This is a genomic window from Rhodococcus chondri, assembly GCF_036327435.1.
In the GTDB taxonomy this organism is placed as follows: domain Bacteria; phylum Actinomycetota; class Actinomycetes; order Mycobacteriales; family Mycobacteriaceae; genus Rhodococcus; species Rhodococcus chondri.
The window spans coordinates 44,526-62,143 of sequence record NZ_JAUZMZ010000007.1 but is presented as its reverse complement, the minus strand read 5'-3'; the positions used below and the strand labels follow the sequence as shown (position 1 = coordinate 62,143).

The window sequence follows — 17,618 nt, the reverse complement described above, 5'->3', positions numbered from 1 at the left end:
AACGCGGCAGTATCACCAACGCAGCAGTATCACCAACGCAGCAGTATCACCAACGCAGCAGTATCACCAACGCAGCAGTATCACCAACGCAGCAGTATCACCAACGCAGCAGTATCACCAACGCAGCAGTATCACCAACGCAGCGGTATCCCCAACACAGCAGGAGTCACCTTGTCGAAGACCCTCGAAGCCACCATCGAGATCGCCGCGGCGCCGGAACAGGTCTGGGCGGTGATCTCCGACCTGAAGCGCATGGGCGAATGGAGCCCCCAATGCCGCAAGATGATCGTGCGCGGCGGGGCCGTCGGTTCGGGAACCACCACCGTCAACATCAACCGCAAGGGCCTGCTCGTGTGGCCCACCACCTCCAAGGTCATCGGCTTCGAACCCGGCCGCGAACTGCGGTTCCGCGTCAACGAGAACCGCACCATCTGGTCGTTCACCCTCGAACCCACCGAGACCGGCACCCGCGTCGTGCAGCGACGCGAAGCGCCGACCGGCACCAGCAAGCTCTCGCAGAAACTCGTCGAGTACGTCCTGGGCGGAGCCGACACCTTCGACGACGAACTGGTCGTCGGCATGAACGCCACCTTGGCCCGCATCAAGAACGAGGTGGAGGCGACAGCGACGGTCTGACCCTCGGACTGCTCCTCGCGTAGGCTGTTGTGCTTACGGGCCCACGTGTCCGGGTAGAACACCGAACGACAAAGTAAGAGGAGCCGTGGCACGTAAGCCGACCCCCGCCAGAACCCCGCCGACCGGCGGAGTTGCTCACATCGTCGATCTGGTTCGGCATGCCGTGCCGCCACTGCACCCGGGCGGATTGCCCTTCGTCGCCGCGCCGCTTCTCGTCGCCGCGCTCGGCCGCCGCCGCCCGTGGGTCCGCCGCGCCGGCCTCGCCTCGGCCGCCGCGACCGCGACCTTCTTCCGGCATCCCCACCGGGTACCGCCCAACCGGGTCGGCGTGGTCGTGGCACCGGCCGACGGTGAAGTGGCGCTCGTCGACAGCGCCGTGCCGCCCGCCGAACTCGGGCTCGGACCGGAAGCCCGTCCCCGGGTGAGCGTCTTCCTGTCCGTGCTCGATGTGCACGTGCAGCGCAGCCCCGTCGGCGGTGTCGTCCGCAAGGTCGTACACCAGCCGGGGCAGTTCCTCTCCGCCGACCTCGCCGACGCCAGCGAGGTCAACGAGCGCAACAGCATGCTGCTCGAGATGCCGGACGGTACCGAAGTCGCGGTCGTGCAGATCGCCGGGTTGCTCGCGCGACGCATCGTGTGTGATGTCCGGATCGGCGACACCCTCCCGATCGGCGACACGTACGGGCTGATCCGTTTCGGGTCGCGGGTCGACACATACCTGCCGGCCGGCAGCACTCTGCTCGTCGAGCGTGGCCAGCGCACCATCGGCGCGGAAACCGTCATCGCTCAGCTGCCCACGACGCCGCTGTCGTGACCCCTGCCAAACCGGCACCGACCGCAGGGTCGACCCGCACGGGGCAGAGCCGCCGCCCTCAGGCCGTCCGCCTACTGCCGAGCATCATCACGATTCTCGCGCTGTCCGCCGGCCTGTCCGCCGTGAAGTTCGCCCTCGACGGTCAACTCGGCACCGCCCTCGGGATGGTCGGCGCCGCCGCCGTTCTCGACTCGCTCGACGGGCGCATCGCGCGCCTGCTCGACGCCACCAGCAAGATCGGCGCCGAACTGGACTCGTTGTCCGACGCCATCGCCTTCGGCGTCGCACCCGCCCTGGTGCTGTACGTGACGCTGCTCGACGGCAGCCCGTTCGGATGGATCTTCGCGCTGCTCTACGCGGTGAGCATCGTGCTGCGTCTCGCACGCTTCAACACCCTGCTCGAGGACGACTCGGTTCCCGCGTACGCCCGCGAATACTTCGTCGGTGTGCCCTCTCCTGCCGGCGCGCTCGTCGTCCTCGCGCCCGTCGCCGCATTCGTCCAGTGGGGGGACGGGTGGTGGAGCTCGTATCCCCTGGTCGCGGTGTGGATGGTCGTCATCGCGGGTCTCATCGTCAGCAGAATCCCAACCCTCGCGATGAAATCGGCGTCGGTACCTGCACGGCTCGCCGTGGTGCTGCTCGCGCTCGTCGCCGTCGGAGCGGCCGCGCTCGTCACCTATCCGTACGTGCTGATGCTCGTCCTGGTCGGCGTCTACCTGCTGCACATCCCGTTCGCGGTCCGCTCCCGACGCTGGGTGGCCGCCCGTCCCGAAACCTGGGACATCAAACCGTCAGAGCGACGCGCGATCCGTGCCGAGAGCCGCGCGCGGAACCTGCGACGCACCGGTATCCGCCGGGTACCCGGCGCAGTCGGACGTTCCTCGGCGCGCCTGCGGCTGCGTCGCCCGCGCGGACGGTGACTCTTATCTAGGCTCGCGGGGTGACCTCCCCACAGCTCGCGCTGACCGTCCGGCTCAACACTTCCGCGTCGGACGCCCGCCGCGGCGTCGTCCGCCTGCACCCCGAGGCCCTCATGGCGCTGGGGCTTCGCGAATGGGATGCCATAGCTCTGATCGGTGGACGCCGTACCGCGGCCGTCGCGGGGCGCGCACCCGATGGCACCCCCACCGGCACGATCCTGCTCGACGACGTGACCCTGTCCAACACCGGCCTGCGGGAAGACACCACCGTCGTCGTCGCACCCGTCACCGTGTACGGCGCACGGTCGGTGACCGTGACCGGATCGGCGCCGGCACGGCAGTCGGTCCCCGAAACCACGCTGCGGCAGGCTCTGCTCGGGAAGGTCCTCACCGTGGGCGACGCCGTGTCGCTGCTGCCTCGCGACCTCGGGCCCGGAACCAGCAACGCCGACACCACGCGCGCACTGTCGCGGAGCTTCGGTATCGCGTGGACGACGGAACTGCTGACCGTGTCCGCGGTAGACCCTGCCGGTCCCGTCAGCGTGCAGCCGAACAGCGCGGTGACGTGGAGCGGTACCGGCCGAGGCGTGAGCGCGGCCGCACCGGCAGCCGTGCCCGCCGCAGCACCGTCGGCGCAGGCCCCGCGACCGTCCGCGCCACCGGTCGAGGATCTCGTCGGAGTCGCGGTCCAGGCCGGCAAGCTCACCGAGTGGTTGAAGCTTTCGCTCGACGAGCCGGAACTTCTGCGTACCCTCGGCGCATCTCCGCACCTCGGCGTGATGATCACCGGGCCGGCCGGGGTCGGGAAGGTCACCTTCGCGCGCGCGGTGCTCGCGTCGCGCCACGTCGTCGAACTCGACGGCCCCGGCATCGGCGCACTCGCCGCCGACGAGCGCCTGCGCCGGGTCACCGCAGCCGTCGACGCGGTAAGCCGTGGCGGTGTCCTGCTCGTCACCGACATCGACGCGGTCCTGCCTGCGGACACCGAACCCGTCGCCACCCTGATCCTCGACGAGCTGAGGCGTGCCGTCGACACCGAATCGGTGGCCCTCGTCGTGACCACCGCGCACCCCGATGACGTCGACTCGCGGGTGCGCTCCCCCGAAATCTGTGATCGCGAACTGTCGCTGCCGCTGCCGGACGGCATCACCCGGCGTGCACTGCTCGACGTGCTGCTGCGCAAGGTTCCGGCCGGGAAGCTCGACCTCGAGGCGATCGCGGGCCGCACACCCGGGTTCGTCGCCGCGGATCTCGCGGCGCTGTGCCGCGAGGCCGCGCTGCGCGCCGCGTCTCGGGCGAGCCGCGCCGACGACGAACCCGCCCTCACCCAGGAGGATCTGGTGAGTGCGCTCGGGGTCATTCGTCCGCTGTCGCGGTCGGGTACCGAGGAACTGGCGATCGGCAGCGTGAGCCTCGACGACGTCGGCGACATGGTCGAGACGAAACAGGCCCTCACCGAGGCGGTGCTGTGGCCGCTGCAGCACCCGGATTCCTTTGCGCGGCTCGGGGTGGATCCGCCGCGGGGTGTGCTGCTCTTCGGCCCGCCCGGTTGCGGCAAGACGTACCTGTTGCGTGCCCTGGCCGGTACCGGCCGGCTCAGTGTTCACGCCGTCAAAGGCGCCGAACTCATGGACAAGTGGGTGGGGGCGTCGGAGAAGGCGGTGCGCGAACTGTTCCAGCGGGCCCGCGACTCCGCGCCGTCGCTGGTGTTTCTCGACGAGGTGGACGCTCTCGCACCACGCCGTGGTCAAACCTCGGATTCGGGAGTGTCCGATCGGGTCGTTGCGGCGCTGCTCACCGAACTCGACGGTGTCGAACCACTGCGCGACGTCGTCGTGGTGGGCGCCACCAACCGTCCCGATCTGATCGACCCGGCGTTGCTGCGACCGGGCAGGCTCGAACGTCGGGTGTTCGTGCCGCCGCCCGACGCAGAGGCACGCGCCGCCATCCTGAAAACGGCGGGAAAATCGGTGCCGTTGGACGACGACGTCGATCTCGACGCGCTCGCCGGTGAACTCGACGGTTATTCGGCAGCCGACTGCGCAGCATTACTGAGGGAGGCTGCGCTGGCCGCGATGCGTCGCCGGGTGGATGCGGCCGTGGTCACTGCCGAGGACATGGCGGCGGCGCGGCAGAAAGTCCGGCCCTCACTCGATCCGGTGCAGGTCGAACATCTGCGGGCGTACGCGGACGGACGCTGACATGGCGCCGACGTCCACCGCGGTCCGTGCGGCGGGACCCGCCGCGGCTGTCGCCGCGCTGTCCGCCTGCGCAGTGGTGCTGTTCGTGTCGGCCGTCGGCGACTCGGTATTGCCGAGCGGCGCCCGCAGTGATGCCGCGCCGATCGCGACGGCGGTGCTGGCGGTGGTGTCGGTGGCGGGCCTGCAGCGTTCGGCGCCGCACCGCGTGGGCGATCGGCGCCGGAGCGGTGCTGGTACTCGGTTCGGTGCGGTATCTGGTGCCGGCGGAGGCGTCGGCGGACACGGTCACCGCCGTGGGACTGGTGATCTCTGTGACGACAGGGGTGCTCCTGGGCGCTGCGACGGCCGGCGCGTGGAGTGCGGCGACCGACCGATGGGCGCTGCCGGCGGGCGCGTGGGCGGCGTTTCTGGTCGCACCGGTGGTGGGTTCGCAAGTTCCGGTCGCCTGGATGCGCTGGCCTGTGCCGCAGTGGTTGTTCGCCGTCGCGTTGGTGGCACTCGTCGCAGCGATGTCGACGACGCGTCCGGGGGCGCGGGCACAGCGGATAGACGGCCGGGCGCTGATCGTCGCCGTCGTCGCCGCGTGTGTGCTGACCGCCGGTTACGTGCTGCTCGGCGACCTGGTGAGGTCCGAGTCCGCGGCCGGTGCCGTGCGGATGTGGCTCGTGGCGGCCGCCGCCCTGGTGGCCACGGTGATCGGCGCCGAGGTGACAGCGCGTTTTCTGCCGCTCGCCGACGACCGGTTCCCGATCGCCGTGACCGGTGTCGTGGCGGCGGCGTATCCGCTAGCCGTCGAATTGCGGGCTGCCACAGTGTGGGTCCTCCTCGTGGCGCCGGCCGCGGCGGTCGCAGGCGTCCTGCTGGCGCGGCGTCTGCCGTATCCCGGGGCGGGACTGGCGGTCGCTTTCGTGACCTCGACGGTCGCGGTGCTGTGGCCGGCAACGTTCGCCGACCACATTCCACTGCCGGTGCGGGTGGCGCTGGTCGCGGTGGGCACCGGTCTCGCGCTGGGTGCATCGCTGCCGGGTACGGCGACGACCGCGGCGCTGGGAATGTCGTTGCTCGCGCCGGCGGCCGCCGTGTCGGGCGCGGTGTGGGCGCTTCCCGCCGACCCGCGGTGGGTGGTGACCGCACTGGCCGTCACCGCGGCGGCATGTGCCTGGCAGCTGCGCTGACCCGATTCGCAAGCCTGCGAAGACTCCCGTTAGGATGGCGTCAATCCGATTTGCCCTTAATGGCGAACGGCGCGCATGTCGGGGCCCCCGAGTTTCGGCGGTGTGCCGCGCGCGGTTGACAAGCCATTTATATCCGGAAATTGTTACACCCCGCCGCCTGGCCCGACCCCGACGGAGTGCCTTTGCTCGCCATACTCATTGCTCACGCGGTGGCCGCATTGGTGGCACCGCCTCTGGTCAGAGTCATGGGGAGAAACGCATTCCTGCCGCTGTCGCTGGTGCCGCTGGCGAGCCTGGGATGGGTCGTAGCCAACTGGGGAACCGAACAGCGACTGCAGATCGCGTGGGCGTCCGTGCTGTCGATGGATATCGACATGCGGTTCGATTCGCTCGCCGCCGTGATGTCGGTGCTGGTCCTGGGTATCGGCGCACTCATTCTGCTCTACTGCGCTCGGTACTTCGAGGACGACGAACCTCGCCTGGGCATCTTCGCGGCCGAAATGGTCGCCTTCTCCGGGGCCATGTTCGGTCTCGTCACCAGCGACAACATGCTGCTGCTCTACACCTACTGGGAACTGACGACGATCCTGTCGTTCCTGCTGGTGGGCCACTACGCCGAGCGTGCGTCGAGCCGCCGCGCCGCGACGCAGGCACTGCTCGTGACCACCGCCGGCGGTCTGGCGATGCTCGTGGGCATCATCATTCTCGGGCAGCTCGCCGGCAGCTACAACCTGTCGGAAGTGATCGAGGTCGCCCCGCAAGGGTGGCTTGCCGGCGTCGGTATCGCATTGATGCTGATCGGCGCACTGGCGAAATCCGCTGTCGTACCGCTCCACTTCTGGCTTCCGGGTGCGATGGCCGCCCCCACCCCGGTGTCCGGATATCTGCACGCTGCGGCGATGGTCAAAGCCGGTATCTACCTGATCGCGCGTCTCGCACCCGCCTTCGCGGACTCCGCGCCATGGCGCCCGATCGTGATCACGCTCGGTCTGGTGTCGATGATCCTGGCGGGTTGGCGGGCGTTCCGCGCGTTCGACCTGAAGCTCATTCTCGCGTTCGGTACCGTCAGCCAGCTCGGCTTCCTCACCGCACTCGTCGGGATCGGTAGCCGGGAAGCGGCACTGGCGGGGCTCACGATGGTGGTTGCGCACGCCATGTTCAAGGCATGTCTGTTCATGATCGTGGGCGTCATCGACCATTCGACAGGCACCCGCGATATTCGCAAACTCGCTCATCTGGGTACGAAGACGCCGTATCTGGCGGCTCTGGCCGCATTGGCGGCGGCGAGTATGGCCGGTCTGCCGCCGTTCATCGGATTCCTCGGTAAGGAAGCAGCCCTCGAAGCCGCGCTCGTCACGGATGTTCTTCCCGAGTCGGCGCGGATCGCGGTGGTCGCGGGCATGGTGATCGGTTCTGTCCTCACCCTCGCCTACAGCATCCGGTTCATCTGGGGAGCGTTCGGCCGCAAGCAGCTCAAGCGACCGAGCCCGGTGGTGCAGCAACTGCATGCCCCCGGGCCGCTGCTGTTGACCGCGCCGTCTCTGCTGGCGTTCGCCGGTCTCGCCGCCGGACTGGTCGCGCCGTGGATCGACGGCCTCGTCAGTCCTTACGCGCAGACCCTGCCGACCGCCCTCGACAAGCCGTACCACCTGGCACTGTGGCACGGATTCACCCTGCCCCTGGGTCTGACCGCTGTCGTGATCCTCGGCGGTACCACGCTGTATCTCGCGCACCGCACGGTCGCGCGGATGCGGTTCGAGCATCCCCCGCTCGGCAACGCCGACCGCATCTACGACGCCACCCTGCGCGGCATGGACACCCTGTCGATGAGGCTGACGGCGTTCATCCAGCGCGGGTCGCTGCCGCTCACCCAGGCCACCATCCTCATCACCCTGGCGTTGCTGCCCACCCTGCTTCTGCTCGTGTTCGGCCCGAATGCCACCCCCGGGACCCGCATGTGGGACACCCCGTGGCAACTGGCCGTGGGCGTGGTGATGGTCGGCGCCGCGATCACCGCGGCGGTGTTGCGCAACCGGCTCGGCACCGTTCTGGTCGTGGGTGTGACGGGCTACGGACTCGGTGTGCTGTTCGCGTTGCAGGGCGCCCCCGACCTGGCCCTGACCCAGTTCCTCGTCGAAACCGTGACGCTCGTGATGTTCGTGCTGGTGATGCGCAAGCTGCCCGCCGAAGTGGACCCACGAGCCTTGCCGGGAAACAAACTGCCGCGGGCTCTGCTCGGGATCGCCGTCGGCGCGGTGGTGGTCGGTGTCGGCCTGTTCGCGGTCGCCGCCCGCACCGCCGAGCCCATCTCGCTGTTGTTGCCGGATGCCGCTTACAACGTGGGTGACGGCAAGAACGTCGTGAATGTGCTTCTCGTCGACATTCGTGCCTGGGACACCCTCGGCGAGATCTCCGTGCTGCTCGTCGCGGCGACGGGCGTCGCGAGCCTGGTGTTCCGCACCCGGCGATTCGGCACCGCACCGCGGGTCTCCGACGCGCCGGCGTCGCAGTTGGACGCGGTGACGTCGAGCCACGAGACCACCTGGTTGCGGGGCGGCGACCTGATCGACCCGAAGTACCGGTCGCTGGTTCTGGAGGTCACCACCCGCCTGGTGTTCCCGACGATGATGGTGCTGTCGGTGTACTTCTTCTTCTCCGGGCACAACGCGCCGGGCGGCGGATTCGCCGGCGGTCTCGTCGCCGGGCTCGCGCTCGTGCTGCGTTACCTGGCCGGGGGACGCTACGAACTCGGAGAGGCCGTTCCTATCGACGCGGGCAAGATCCTGGGCCTGGGCCTGACGTTCTCGGCCGGTACCGCACTGGTCTCGTTGTTCCTCGGGGCACCGGTCTTGTCGTCGGCGACGATCGAGTTCGCGTTGCCTCTGCTCGGCGACATCAAATTGGTCACCGCGCTGTTCTTCGACCTCGGGGTGTATCTGATCGTCGTCGGCCTCGTGCTCGATGTGCTTCGTAGTCTCGGGGCCCGGCTGGACGCCGAGATCGTGAGTGAGAAGCGATGACCTCGAACCTGACCCTGCTGATACTGGCCGGCATCCTCGTCGCGTCCGGGGTGTACATGTTGCTCGAGCGCAGCATCATCAAGATGCTGCTCGGGCTGCTCCTCATGAGCAACGGCATCAACCTGCTCATCCTCACTGTCTCGGGGCCCTCCGGCAGCGCCCCGATCATCGGAACGACCAGTGCGATCCGCGACGACATGGCCGACCCGCTGGCGCAGGCGATGATTCTGACCTCGATCGTGATCACCATGGGAGTCGCCGCCTTCGTACTGGCACTGACGTACCGGTCCTACGTCTACCGTGCGCGCGACGAGGTCGAGAACGACCCCGAGGACACCCTCGTCTCGAAACGGCGCAGTCCCGCGGATGCGCCGGTGCGCGACCGATCCGACGATCCCCTCACCGGCGAGCCGAGCAAGAGCGGCGACGCCTTCGACGCGGAAGGCAACCCGATTCCCCTGGAGGCTCTCACCAACATCGAGGATCTCGAGGTCTACGAGGATCTCCACGACGGCGACTTCGACGACCCGGAGGATTCGGCCTACACGGACGCGGCGGTATCCATCTCGACTCCCGACGGCAGGAACCGTCCCGAGGCGGACAGTGCCGACGACAGCGGTGCCGGTGGCGAAGGAAAGGGTGACCGCCGATGACGCTGTCCGTGGCCTACCTGATTCCACTTCCGGTGCTGATCCCGCTACTGGCGGCTGCCGGCACCCTCATCCTGGGACGACGTCCCCGCGCCCAACGCGCGGTGACCGTCATCGCGCTGGTCGCGTCCCTCGCCGTGGCGGTGATGCTGCTCTACTTCGCCGACCGCGACGGCATCGAGGTCGTTCAGGTCGGCGGCTGGGAAGCCCCGATCGGCATCTCGCTCGTAGCCGACCGGCTTGCCGCACTGATGCTTGTGGTCTCGGGGATCGTGCTGCTCTCGGTCATGTTGTTCGCCGTCGGACAGGGCATCCACGACGGCAACGAACAACAGCCGGTGTCGATCTTCCTGCCGACGTATCTCGCGTTGACCGCCGGTATCAACATCGCGTTCCTCGCGGGCGACCTGTTCAACCTGTTCGTCGGCTTCGAAGTATTGCTCGCAGCATCGTTCGTGCTCCTGACGTTGGGAGCGAGCGCCGACCGGGTTCGGGCGGGTGTCTCGTACGTCATGGTGTCGATGGTGTCGTCCATGGTGTTCCTGGCCGGCATGGCATTCGCGTACGCGGCGACGGGCACGCTGAACCTGGCACAGATGGCGCTGCGGATGGACGAGGTGCCCTCGGGCACCCGTGCCGCGATCTTCGGTGTGCTGCTGGTCGCGTTCGGGATCAAGGCGGCGGTGTTCCCGCTGTCGACCTGGCTTCCCGACTCCTACCCGACCGCGCCTGCCCCGGTGACCGCCGTGTTCGCGGGCCTGCTCACCAAGGTCGGCGTGTACGCCATCATTCGCGCGCACACCCTGCTGTTCCCGGGCGGCGAACTGGACAGCGTGCTCCTCGTCGCGGGCCTGCTCACGATGCTCATCGGCATCCTCGGTGCCATAGCCCAGAACGACATCAAGCGTCTGCTGTCGTTCACTCTCGTCAGCCACATCGGGTACATGGTGTTCGGTATCGCCCTGTCGTCGCAGACAGGGCTGGCCGGCGCCATCTACTACGTCGGCCACCACATCCTCGTGCAAACCACGTTGTTCCTGGTGGTCGGCCTCATCGAGCGTCAGGCCGGCTCGGCGTCGCTGCGTCGTCTCGGCAGTCTCGCAGTCCTGAGTCCGCTGCTCGCGGTCCTCTTCCTGATTCCCGCGCTCAACCTCGGCGGCATCCCTCCGTTCTCGGGATTCATCGGCAAGGTCGCGCTGCTGCAGGCCGGTGCAGAAGACGGCTCGGCGCTCGCCTGGATTCTCGTCGGCGGAGGCACCCTGACCAGCCTGCTCACCCTGTATGTGGTGGCGCGGATCTGGACGAAGGCGTTCTGGCGTGCCCGCGCCGATGCCCCCGAAGGAGAGCTCGCCGACATCGGCCCCTCGGCGTTGATCGACGAATCCGAGGTGGATATCGCGTTCGACGACCGTGAGGACGTCGGCAAGATGCCGGCGGCGATGCTGGTCCCGACCGTGTGGCTGGTAGCGATCGGACTGTCGCTGACCGTGTTCGCCGGCCCGCTGCTCGATATCAGCAACCGCGCGGCGGACAATCTCCGCGACCGGTCGGTGTACATCGAGGCCGTGTTGGGAGAGCAACCATGATGAAGCGCTCGAACGTCCTGCGCATGTTCGTCCTGGGATGGATGACGTTCGTCTGGGTCTTCCTGTGGGGCACATTCAGCGTCGCCAACATCCTGGGCGGTCTGGCGGTCGCGGTGATCATCACCGTGCTCCTTCCCCTGCCCCGGGTCCCGGTCGAAGGTCGCGTCCACCTGCTGTCCGCTGTACGGCTGGGTGTGGTCATCTTCGTCGAATCGATCCAGTCGACGGTTTCGGTGGCGTGGCTGGCGATCCGCCCGTCGGCACAGCCGGTCACCGGAGTTCTGCGGTGCCGGCTCACCATCAAGTCCGACCTCGTCCTCACCCTGTGGACCGACATCATGAACAACATCCCCGGCACGATGGTGCTGGAGATCGACCAGGTTCGCCGGATCATGTACCTCCATGTGCTCGATGTCAGTACCGACAAGGCGGTCGCAGACTTCTATCGCTCGGCCCGGTTGATCGAACGTCTGCTGATCGACACGTTCGAGCGAGACGAGGAATGGCAGCCGAGTCCCTGGCGGAGCGGAACGGAGGAAGCGATATGAGCGTGATGCTCACGATATCCGGGGTGCTGCTGTTCCTCGCGGCGCTGCTGATCGGCTATCGGGTGCTGGCCGGGCCGAATTCGCTGGACCGGCTCGTCGGCGTCGACTGTCTTCTCGCCATCGCCATGTGCGGACTGACGGTGTGGACGGTATACACCCGCGACACCACCGTTGTCCCCGCCATCGTGGCGCTCGCGCTCGTCGGGTTCATCGGCTCGGTGTCCATCGCTCGATTCCGGGTGCGTGACGAACAATGAGCACCATCCTGGACGTCTTCGGTCACCTGTTGATCCTGTGTGGCGCGCTCATCTCGCTTACCGCCGCAGTCGGAGTGGTCCGTTTCCGCGACACGCTCTCGCGCATGCATCCCGCGACGAAACCACAGGTCATCGGGCTGCTGTTCGTGCTCGGCGGTGCGATGCTGAGCCTGCGCGGCTCGGTCGACCTGTGGATGCTGGCGCTCGCCGGCATGTTCATGGTGCTCACCGCTCCCGTGATCGCACACCGGGTGGGCCGCGTCGCCTACCGGGAGCAACTCGGCCGCGACGGACTGCTCGAGGGCGACGATTTCCCCCCGGACCGCGCCTGATCAGGCTCGAAGTTCGTTCACCAGCGAGTTCACCACCGCTACGAGGTCACCGCCCGATTCCTCGGCGATACGTCGCTGTCGCTGATACGACGCCCCGTTTCGCGGGATGTCGGCGACCTTCGCGAGTTCGTCGGCGCAGCCGAGACGCACCGCGGTGGGGGTCAGTTGCTCGAGAAGGTCGTGTAGGTCGTCGGTGACCAGTCGTTCGTGGCATGCGGGGTCGAGAATCACCTCTGCGTCGAGCCCGTACCGAGCGGCCCGCCACTTGTTCTCTTTGACGTGCCATGGCTGCAAGGTCGGCAGGTCTTCACCGCGTTCGAGACATTCGTCGAAGTAGACGACAAGGGAGTGCACCAGTGCGACGAGCGCCGCGAGTTCGGCGCGGTTGGTGACGCCGTCGAAAACCCGGACTTCGAGGGTGCCCCACTTGGTCGCGGGGCGGATGTCCCAGTGCATACCACCGGGTTTGCTGATCACGCCGGATCTGAGCTGATCTTCGATGAAGCTCTCGTACTGCGCCCAGTTGTCGAAGTGGTAGGGCAGACCGGCAGTGGGCAGCTGCTGGAAAATCAACGCGCGGTTGCTGGCGTAGCCGGTGTCCAGGCCCGCCCAGATCGGGGACGACGCCGACAACGCGAGGAGATGCGGATACTTGACCAGCATCGCGTTGAGGATGGGGATGACCTTCTCGGCGGACGAGATACCGACGTGCACGTGCACACCCCAGATCAGCATCTGCCGGCCCCACCAGCGGGTGCGCTCGATCATCTCGTCGTACTCGGGGCTCTTGGTGACGACCTGGTCCGTCCACTGAGCAAAGGGATGCGTGCCGGCGCACATCAGGTCCACGCCGAGCGGGTCGGCGGCGCGACGCAGCAAGCCCAGCGATTCGGACAGATCGTCGATCGCCTCACCGACCGTGGAATGCACGTCGGTCACCAGTTCGACGGTGTTGCGGAGAAACTCCTTGGTCAGTCGCGGAGTGTGCCCTTCGACGCTTTCGACGGCGTCGAACACCACGGAAGCGGTGTTCGACAGATCGCGGGTGGTCTTGTCGACCAGCGCGATTTCCCATTCCACACCGAGGGTGGGCCGAGGTGATCCCGGAAACTCAACCGCCACGAAATGATCCAACCACAGGGCCCCGCGACCCGCGTACGGGTCGCGGGGCCCTGTGAGTGGGATTACCCGTCCGGGCTTCTACTCGATCACACCGCAGGCGAGGCGTTCGCCGGCGTTGTCGCGATGCACGACCACGGACGTGCCGTCCTCGCCCTGCAGATCTTCGAGCGAGAACTCGGAAGTCGTCAGGGTCGCGGTCGAGGAACCGTCGCCGCGGACGACGAGGGAGAGTAGGTCGCCGCTCTCGGGAATGCTGGTGTTGCCGCCTGCCTGGAGGTGACCGCCGGCCGACAGGAACGCGCCGGTCGGGCCGCCGGCGGGTGCGGCCGAATCGGGCTCGCACACACCGAATTCGTGGACGTGTACGCCGTAATAACCGGGCTCGAGACCTTCCACCTCGACGGTGACCTCGACGCCGCCGTCGCCTTCCGCGAAGGTGACGGTGCCTGCGGAGTCACCCGAGACCGACTCGAGTGCAGCTGTGAGCGAGTCGCCGGACGAGGCAGCGCCCCCGGTTCTGCTACCGGTCTCGCCGCCGGTCGCGCCGCCATGCGACTCACCGCCCTGCGACTGTTCACCTTGCGGTGCGGCCGATGCAGTCCACACCGGCGGCGTGGTGCCCGGCTCGGTGCTCGGCGCCTCGTTGTTCGAGCACGCGCTCAGGCCCACCGCAGCGATCGCAACGATCGGGGCCAGGGCACGCCAGGACATGCGACGGGTGGAACTGGAGGCCATCAAACCGCTCCTTCGAAGTGCCGAAAAGTCACCCGATCATAGCCGGGCCCGGATCGGGACAAACGCCGCGATGGCCGAAGAGCCCTGGCGAGCGGGCTCACTGCTCGGTGACAATCACGATCACACCGGGCGAGGAGTCCTCGATCCCGGCGAACCGCGGCTGCGCGCTCACCCCCAACGCGTCGGCGACGGCCATCGCGGTTTCCCGCTCCCCGGCGCCCGTGCCGTAATACACCGCGGTCTGGGCCAGCAGACCGTCGCTGTAGTTCCCGGTCTCGGCGACCGTGAACCCTTCGTCCTCGAGCAGACTCGCGGTCTGCGCCGCGAGCCCCGCGACGTTGCTGTTGTTGAACACACGCACCGGAGCCGCCGACGCGGGTGCGCTCTCGAGCAGGGCGGAGGTGGGCGCACTCCCCGATGTCGCGCTTTGCGCGGCGGGCGACGGAGTCCGCGCATCCGTCGCCGGGGACGGGGACGCGGCGTTGCCGAAGACCCCGCCACCGGACGGTGCCGCCGCAGAAGTGGACGGCGCCGCGGCTGCTTCGCTGGTCGGCGGTATGGGTGATTCGTCGTCGTCTCCGCCGAACCCCGCGAGACCGAGACCGGCGAACAAGATGGCCAGGGAGATGAGCACCATCGCGAACGCCCGCAGGGGCGGTCCCGATGATCCGGAGGTTCGGCTCGCGTTCTCGACGGTTCTGCTCACGCAGTCGACCATAGTTGCCCTGGCGACCGTCCGCTGCCGTCCGCTACCGCGTGGTTTCGAAACCGAGCCGGCGCGCGGCGCGCGCCTTCTGCCTGCTCGACCGCAATCGACGCAGTCGCTTGACGAGCATCGGGTCGGCGGCGAGCGCTTCGGGACGGTCGATCAATGCGTTGAGCACTTGGTAATAGCGGGTGGCGGAGAGGCCGAACAGTTCTTTGATGGCTTCTTCCTTGGCACCGGCGTATTTCCACCACTGCCGCTCGAATGCCAGGATGTCGTGTTCTCGACGGCTCAGGCCGTGTTCGCCGAGATCGTGGGGGCTGCCCGCGTCGGCTGGTTCGGTGGCGGCGGTGCCCTCCCGGCTTTCCATATCGGACCGGTCCGTACCGCGCGCTGCTGCGCTGTCCATCTCACTCCTCGCCTGCTCGAATCACGCCCACGACAGGTGCCTGCGTGTTTGCGACGTCATTGAACCACGGTGCGCCGACACTCACCGGCCCGACGAGCGAGCGGGCGCGGCACACTATTCTGATTGACCATGGCCATTCTTCCCATCGTCATCGTCGGCGATCCCGTACTCCACAACCCCACGGCACCGGTGACCGAGTCGCCCGACGAAATCGCCCCGTTGATCGCCGACATGTACGAGACGATGGACGCCGCGAACGGGGTGGGCCTGGCTGCCAATCAGGTGGGGGTCGCCAAGCGGCTGTTCGTCTACGACTGCCCCGATCTCGACGACTCCGGCAAGGTCGCGCGACGTCGCGGCGCGGTGATCAATCCGGTGCTCGAAACGTCGGAGATCCCGGAGACCATGCCCGACCCGGAGGACGACCTCGAGGGCTGCCTGTCTGTGCCCGGCGAAAACTTCCCGACCGGCCGTGCCGATTGGGCCAAGGTCACCGGCACCGATGAGAAGGGCGACCCCATCGAGATCGAGGGCCGTGGATTCTTCGCCCGGATGCTGCAGCACGAGGTCGGCCACCTCGACGGTTTCCTCTATGTCGATGTGTTGATCGGCCGCAACGCGCGCGCCGCGAAGAAGACCATCAAACGTGCAGGCTGGGGCACTCCCGGCCTCACCTGGCTGCCCGGAACGGTCGAGGACCCGTTCGGGCACGACGATGACGACTGACGAACCCGCCACCGGCGCGGTACCTCTCGGCAGCCGAGTGGTGCTGCGTTACCGGCTGCCCGCCGGCTACAGCCATCCCATGACGGATGTCATCGGTGAACTGGTCGCGCTCGAACCGGCCGTCGTGGTGCGCACCGAGAGCAAGCAACTCGTGCAGGTGGCCCCCAGTTCGGTGGTCGCACTCAAAGCGCTGGGGGTGCGGCCCATCCGCACCTCGGAGATCCGGGCGCTCGAGCACGCCGCAGCGGCAGGATGGCCCGGCCTCGAGCAGGACTGGGTGGACGGCTGGCTCGTGCGGGCCGGCGCCGGTTTCACCGGCCGTGCGAATTCTGCGACGCCGCTGGGTGAACGCGGCACCGTCGCCGACCCGGCCGATCCGGCTGTCGCCGCGCGCCTGCGCGGCTGGTTCGCCGCGCGCGGGCTGCCTCTGCGACTGCTCCTGCCCGATCGGCTGGCGCGTGTCCCGCACGGCTGGACCGTCGGCGACGAAGTCCTTGTGATGGCCGCGGACCTCGAGAATGTGCCGCTTCCAGACGGCGGCACCCCCGTGCTCGTCGAACCCGTCGCCGACGATCAGTGGCTTTCGATGTATCGCGGCGGCGACGTTCCCGCAGCTCGCGCGGTGCTCGGGTCGGTCGCCGACGGCACGCTCGGATTCGGGCGGATCGGCGCACCCGGACAGCCGCCCCTGGCGATCGGCCGGGCGGCGGTCACCGACTCTCCCGACGGACGACGCTGGGTCGGGCTCACCGCGGTCGAGGTCGCGCCCGAGCATCGCCGGCACGGACTGGGCACATTGCTGTGCGGGGCGCTGTTGCGCTGGGCCCGCGACCGCGGCGCCACTCATGCATATCTGCAGGTCCACGCCGACAATTCGGCGGCGCGCGCGTTGTACCGGGACCTGGGATTCCTCGACCACCACCGTTACCGGTACGCGACGGAACCTGTCGGTCCGGTGTCCTAAAGTGGCGGTGTGCGCCTTGCAACCTGGAATGTGAACTCCGTCCGTGCCCGTACCGACCGGATCGTCGACTGGCTGCAACGGACCGACACCGATGTGCTCGCCATGCAGGAAACCAAATGCAAGGACGAGCAGTTCCCGTTCGCCCGGTTCGAGGAACTCGGCTATCAGGTTGCGCACGTCGGACTGAGTCAGTGGAACGGTGTGGCGATCGTGTCGCGGGTCGGGCTCGACGATGTGCAGATCGGGTTCGACGATCAGCCCGGATTCTCGAAGGATTCCGAAATCTCCCCCGCGCTGGAGGCACGCGCCATCGGCGCCACGTGCGGCGGTGTGCGGGTGTGGAGCCTGTACGTGCCCAACGGTCGCGCGGTGGACGACCCGCATTACGTCTACAAGCTCGATTGGCTCGCCAAGCTGCGCGCCGACGCCCAGGGCTGGCTGGACGCCGATGCCGGGCAGCAGATCGCGCTGGTCGGCGACTGGAACGTCGCGCCGACCGACGAGGACGTGTGGGATCCGGCGTTCTTCGAGGGCAAGACGCACGTGTCGCAGCCCGAACGCGACGCGTTCCATGCGTTCACCGAGTCCGGATTCAGCGACGTGGTTCGTCCGCACGCCCCGGGCCCCGGCGTGTACACCTACTGGGATTACACGCAGCTGCGCTTCCCGAAGAAGCAGGGCATGCGCATCGATTTCGTTCTGGGTTCCCCCGCGTTCGCGGCCCGCGTCACCGGTGCCGAGATCGACCGCAACGAACGCAAGGGCAAGGGCGCGAGCGATCACGCGCCCGTCGTCGTCGATCTCGCCGACTGACGTC

Annotated in this window: 18 protein-coding genes; 14 read left to right on the top strand and 4 right to left on the bottom strand. The window is 67.9% G+C overall.

The features are described 5' to 3' along the window. The first annotated feature begins 171 nt into the window (after nucleotides 1-171). The 11 genes from Q8814_RS02665 to mnhG all read left to right on the top strand — a co-directional run bounded on the left by Q8814_RS02665 (nucleotide 172) and on the right by mnhG (nucleotide 12,139). Nucleotides 172-636: an SRPBCC family protein gene (locus Q8814_RS02665; RefSeq protein WP_330150446.1), complete on the top strand. Its 465-nt coding sequence runs from the start codon at nucleotides 172-174 to the stop codon at nucleotides 634-636. Between the two features lie 85 nt (nucleotides 637-721). After that, nucleotides 722-1,450: a phosphatidylserine decarboxylase gene (locus Q8814_RS02660; RefSeq protein WP_330150445.1), complete on the top strand. Its 729-nt coding sequence runs from the start codon at nucleotides 722-724 to the stop codon at nucleotides 1,448-1,450. Then, entirely contained in the window at nucleotides 1,447-2,370 is a 924-nt protein-coding gene (pssA, locus tag Q8814_RS02655) for a CDP-diacylglycerol--serine O-phosphatidyltransferase (protein WP_408015807.1), read from the top strand. The genes Q8814_RS02660 and pssA overlap by 4 nt, the downstream gene beginning before the upstream one ends. A gap of 20 nt (nucleotides 2,371-2,390) precedes the next feature. Next, entirely contained in the window at nucleotides 2,391-4,571 is a 2,181-nt protein-coding gene (locus Q8814_RS02650) for an AAA family ATPase (RefSeq protein WP_330150444.1), read from the top strand. A gap of 227 nt (nucleotides 4,572-4,798) precedes the next feature. Next, nucleotides 4,799-5,746, top strand: coding sequence for a hypothetical protein (locus tag Q8814_RS02645; RefSeq protein WP_330150443.1), 948 nt, complete (start codon nucleotides 4,799-4,801; stop codon nucleotides 5,744-5,746). A gap of 182 nt (nucleotides 5,747-5,928) precedes the next feature. Continuing rightward, entirely contained in the window at nucleotides 5,929-8,766 is a 2,838-nt protein-coding gene (locus tag Q8814_RS02640) for a Na+/H+ antiporter subunit A (protein ID WP_330150442.1), read from the top strand. Beyond that, nucleotides 8,763-9,419, top strand: a complete 657-nt coding sequence (locus Q8814_RS02635) for a Na(+)/H(+) antiporter subunit C (protein ID WP_330150441.1) — start codon at nucleotides 8,763-8,765, stop codon at nucleotides 9,417-9,419. Before Q8814_RS02640 ends, Q8814_RS02635 begins: the two co-directional genes overlap by 4 nt. Continuing rightward, entirely contained in the window at nucleotides 9,416-11,002 is a 1,587-nt protein-coding gene (locus Q8814_RS02630; RefSeq protein WP_330150440.1) for a Na+/H+ antiporter subunit D, read from the top strand. The genes Q8814_RS02635 and Q8814_RS02630 overlap by 4 nt, the downstream gene beginning before the upstream one ends. Continuing rightward, the gene (locus Q8814_RS02625; protein ID WP_330150454.1) at nucleotides 11,002-11,550 is read left to right on the top strand and encodes a Na+/H+ antiporter subunit E; all 549 of its coding nucleotides are present in this window, start codon (nucleotides 11,002-11,004) and stop codon (nucleotides 11,548-11,550) included. The genes Q8814_RS02630 and Q8814_RS02625 overlap by 1 nt, the downstream gene beginning before the upstream one ends. After that, nucleotides 11,547-11,807 (top strand): monovalent cation/H+ antiporter complex subunit F, encoded by a 261-nt coding sequence (locus Q8814_RS02620; RefSeq protein WP_330150439.1) that lies wholly within the window; start codon nucleotides 11,547-11,549, stop codon nucleotides 11,805-11,807. Before Q8814_RS02625 ends, Q8814_RS02620 begins: the two co-directional genes overlap by 4 nt. After that, a complete protein-coding gene (gene mnhG, locus Q8814_RS02615; protein WP_330150438.1) occupies nucleotides 11,804-12,139 on the top strand; it encodes a monovalent cation/H(+) antiporter subunit G in 336 nt (111 codons plus the stop codon). Before Q8814_RS02620 ends, mnhG begins: the two co-directional genes overlap by 4 nt. Here the strand turns inward: mnhG and Q8814_RS02610 are convergent, their stop codons facing one another. From Q8814_RS02610 to Q8814_RS02595, 4 genes are all read right to left on the bottom strand, one after another. Then, on the bottom strand, nucleotides 12,140-13,261 hold the full coding sequence (locus tag Q8814_RS02610) for a glutamate--cysteine ligase (RefSeq protein ID WP_330150437.1): 1,122 nt from the start codon (nucleotides 13,259-13,261) through the stop codon (nucleotides 12,140-12,142). A 78-nt stretch (nucleotides 13,262-13,339) separates the two neighbouring features. After that, on the bottom strand, nucleotides 13,340-13,996 hold the full coding sequence (locus Q8814_RS02605; RefSeq protein WP_330150436.1) for a superoxide dismutase family protein: 657 nt from the start codon (nucleotides 13,994-13,996) through the stop codon (nucleotides 13,340-13,342). Nucleotides 13,997-14,093: 97 nt separating this feature from the next. Then, nucleotides 14,094-14,714 carry a LytR C-terminal domain-containing protein gene (locus Q8814_RS02600; protein ID WP_330150435.1) on the bottom strand — a complete coding sequence of 207 codons (621 nt, stop codon included), beginning with the start codon at nucleotides 14,712-14,714 and terminating at the stop codon, nucleotides 14,094-14,096. Between the two features lie 31 nt (nucleotides 14,715-14,745). After that, nucleotides 14,746-15,072: a DUF3263 domain-containing protein gene (locus tag Q8814_RS02595; protein ID WP_330150453.1), complete on the bottom strand. Its 327-nt coding sequence runs from the start codon at nucleotides 15,070-15,072 to the stop codon at nucleotides 14,746-14,748. 168 nt (nucleotides 15,073-15,240) lie between these two features. Between Q8814_RS02595 and Q8814_RS02590 the strand changes: the two genes are divergently transcribed. From Q8814_RS02590 to Q8814_RS02580, 3 genes are read left to right on the top strand one after another with little or no spacing between them, the layout of a single operon-like run. Beyond that, nucleotides 15,241-15,837: a peptide deformylase gene (locus Q8814_RS02590; protein ID WP_330150434.1), complete on the top strand. Its 597-nt coding sequence runs from the start codon at nucleotides 15,241-15,243 to the stop codon at nucleotides 15,835-15,837. Beyond that, nucleotides 15,827-16,801, top strand: a complete 975-nt coding sequence (locus Q8814_RS02585; RefSeq protein WP_330150433.1) for an N-acetylglutamate synthase, CG3035 family — start codon at nucleotides 15,827-15,829, stop codon at nucleotides 16,799-16,801. The genes Q8814_RS02590 and Q8814_RS02585 overlap by 11 nt, the downstream gene beginning before the upstream one ends. Nucleotides 16,802-16,810: 9 nt before the next feature. Continuing rightward, a complete protein-coding gene (locus tag Q8814_RS02580) occupies nucleotides 16,811-17,614 on the top strand; it encodes an exodeoxyribonuclease III (protein ID WP_330150432.1) in 804 nt (267 codons plus the stop codon). The last annotated feature ends 4 nt before the right edge of the window (nucleotides 17,615-17,618 follow it).

Bases quoted from the DNA above. Each gene is read 5' to 3' on its own strand.
- Q8814_RS02635 (WP_330150441.1), top strand. From the start codon at position 8,763: ATGACCTCGAACCTGACCCTGCTGATACTGGCCGGCATCCTCGTCGCG.
- Q8814_RS02630 (WP_330150440.1), top strand. From the start codon at position 9,416: ATGACGCTGTCCGTGGCCTACCTGATTCCACTTCCGGTGCTGATCCCG.
- Q8814_RS02625 (WP_330150454.1), top strand. From the start codon at position 11,002: ATGAAGCGCTCGAACGTCCTGCGCATGTTCGTCCTGGGATGGATGACG.
- Q8814_RS02620 (WP_330150439.1), top strand. From the start codon at position 11,547: ATGAGCGTGATGCTCACGATATCCGGGGTGCTGCTGTTCCTCGCGGCG.
- mnhG (WP_330150438.1), top strand. From the start codon at position 11,804: ATGAGCACCATCCTGGACGTCTTCGGTCACCTGTTGATCCTGTGTGGC.
- Q8814_RS02605 (WP_330150436.1), bottom strand. From the start codon at position 13,996: ATGGCCTCCAGTTCCACCCGTCGCATGTCCTGGCGTGCCCTGGCCCCG.
- Q8814_RS02600 (WP_330150435.1), bottom strand. From the start codon at position 14,714: ATGGTCGACTGCGTGAGCAGAACCGTCGAGAACGCGAGCCGAACCTCC.
- Q8814_RS02595 (WP_330150453.1), bottom strand. From the start codon at position 15,072: ATGGAAAGCCGGGAGGGCACCGCCGCCACCGAACCAGCCGACGCGGGC.
- Q8814_RS02590 (WP_330150434.1), top strand. From the start codon at position 15,241: ATGGCCATTCTTCCCATCGTCATCGTCGGCGATCCCGTACTCCACAAC.
- Q8814_RS02585 (WP_330150433.1), top strand. From the start codon at position 15,827: ATGACGACTGACGAACCCGCCACCGGCGCGGTACCTCTCGGCAGCCGA.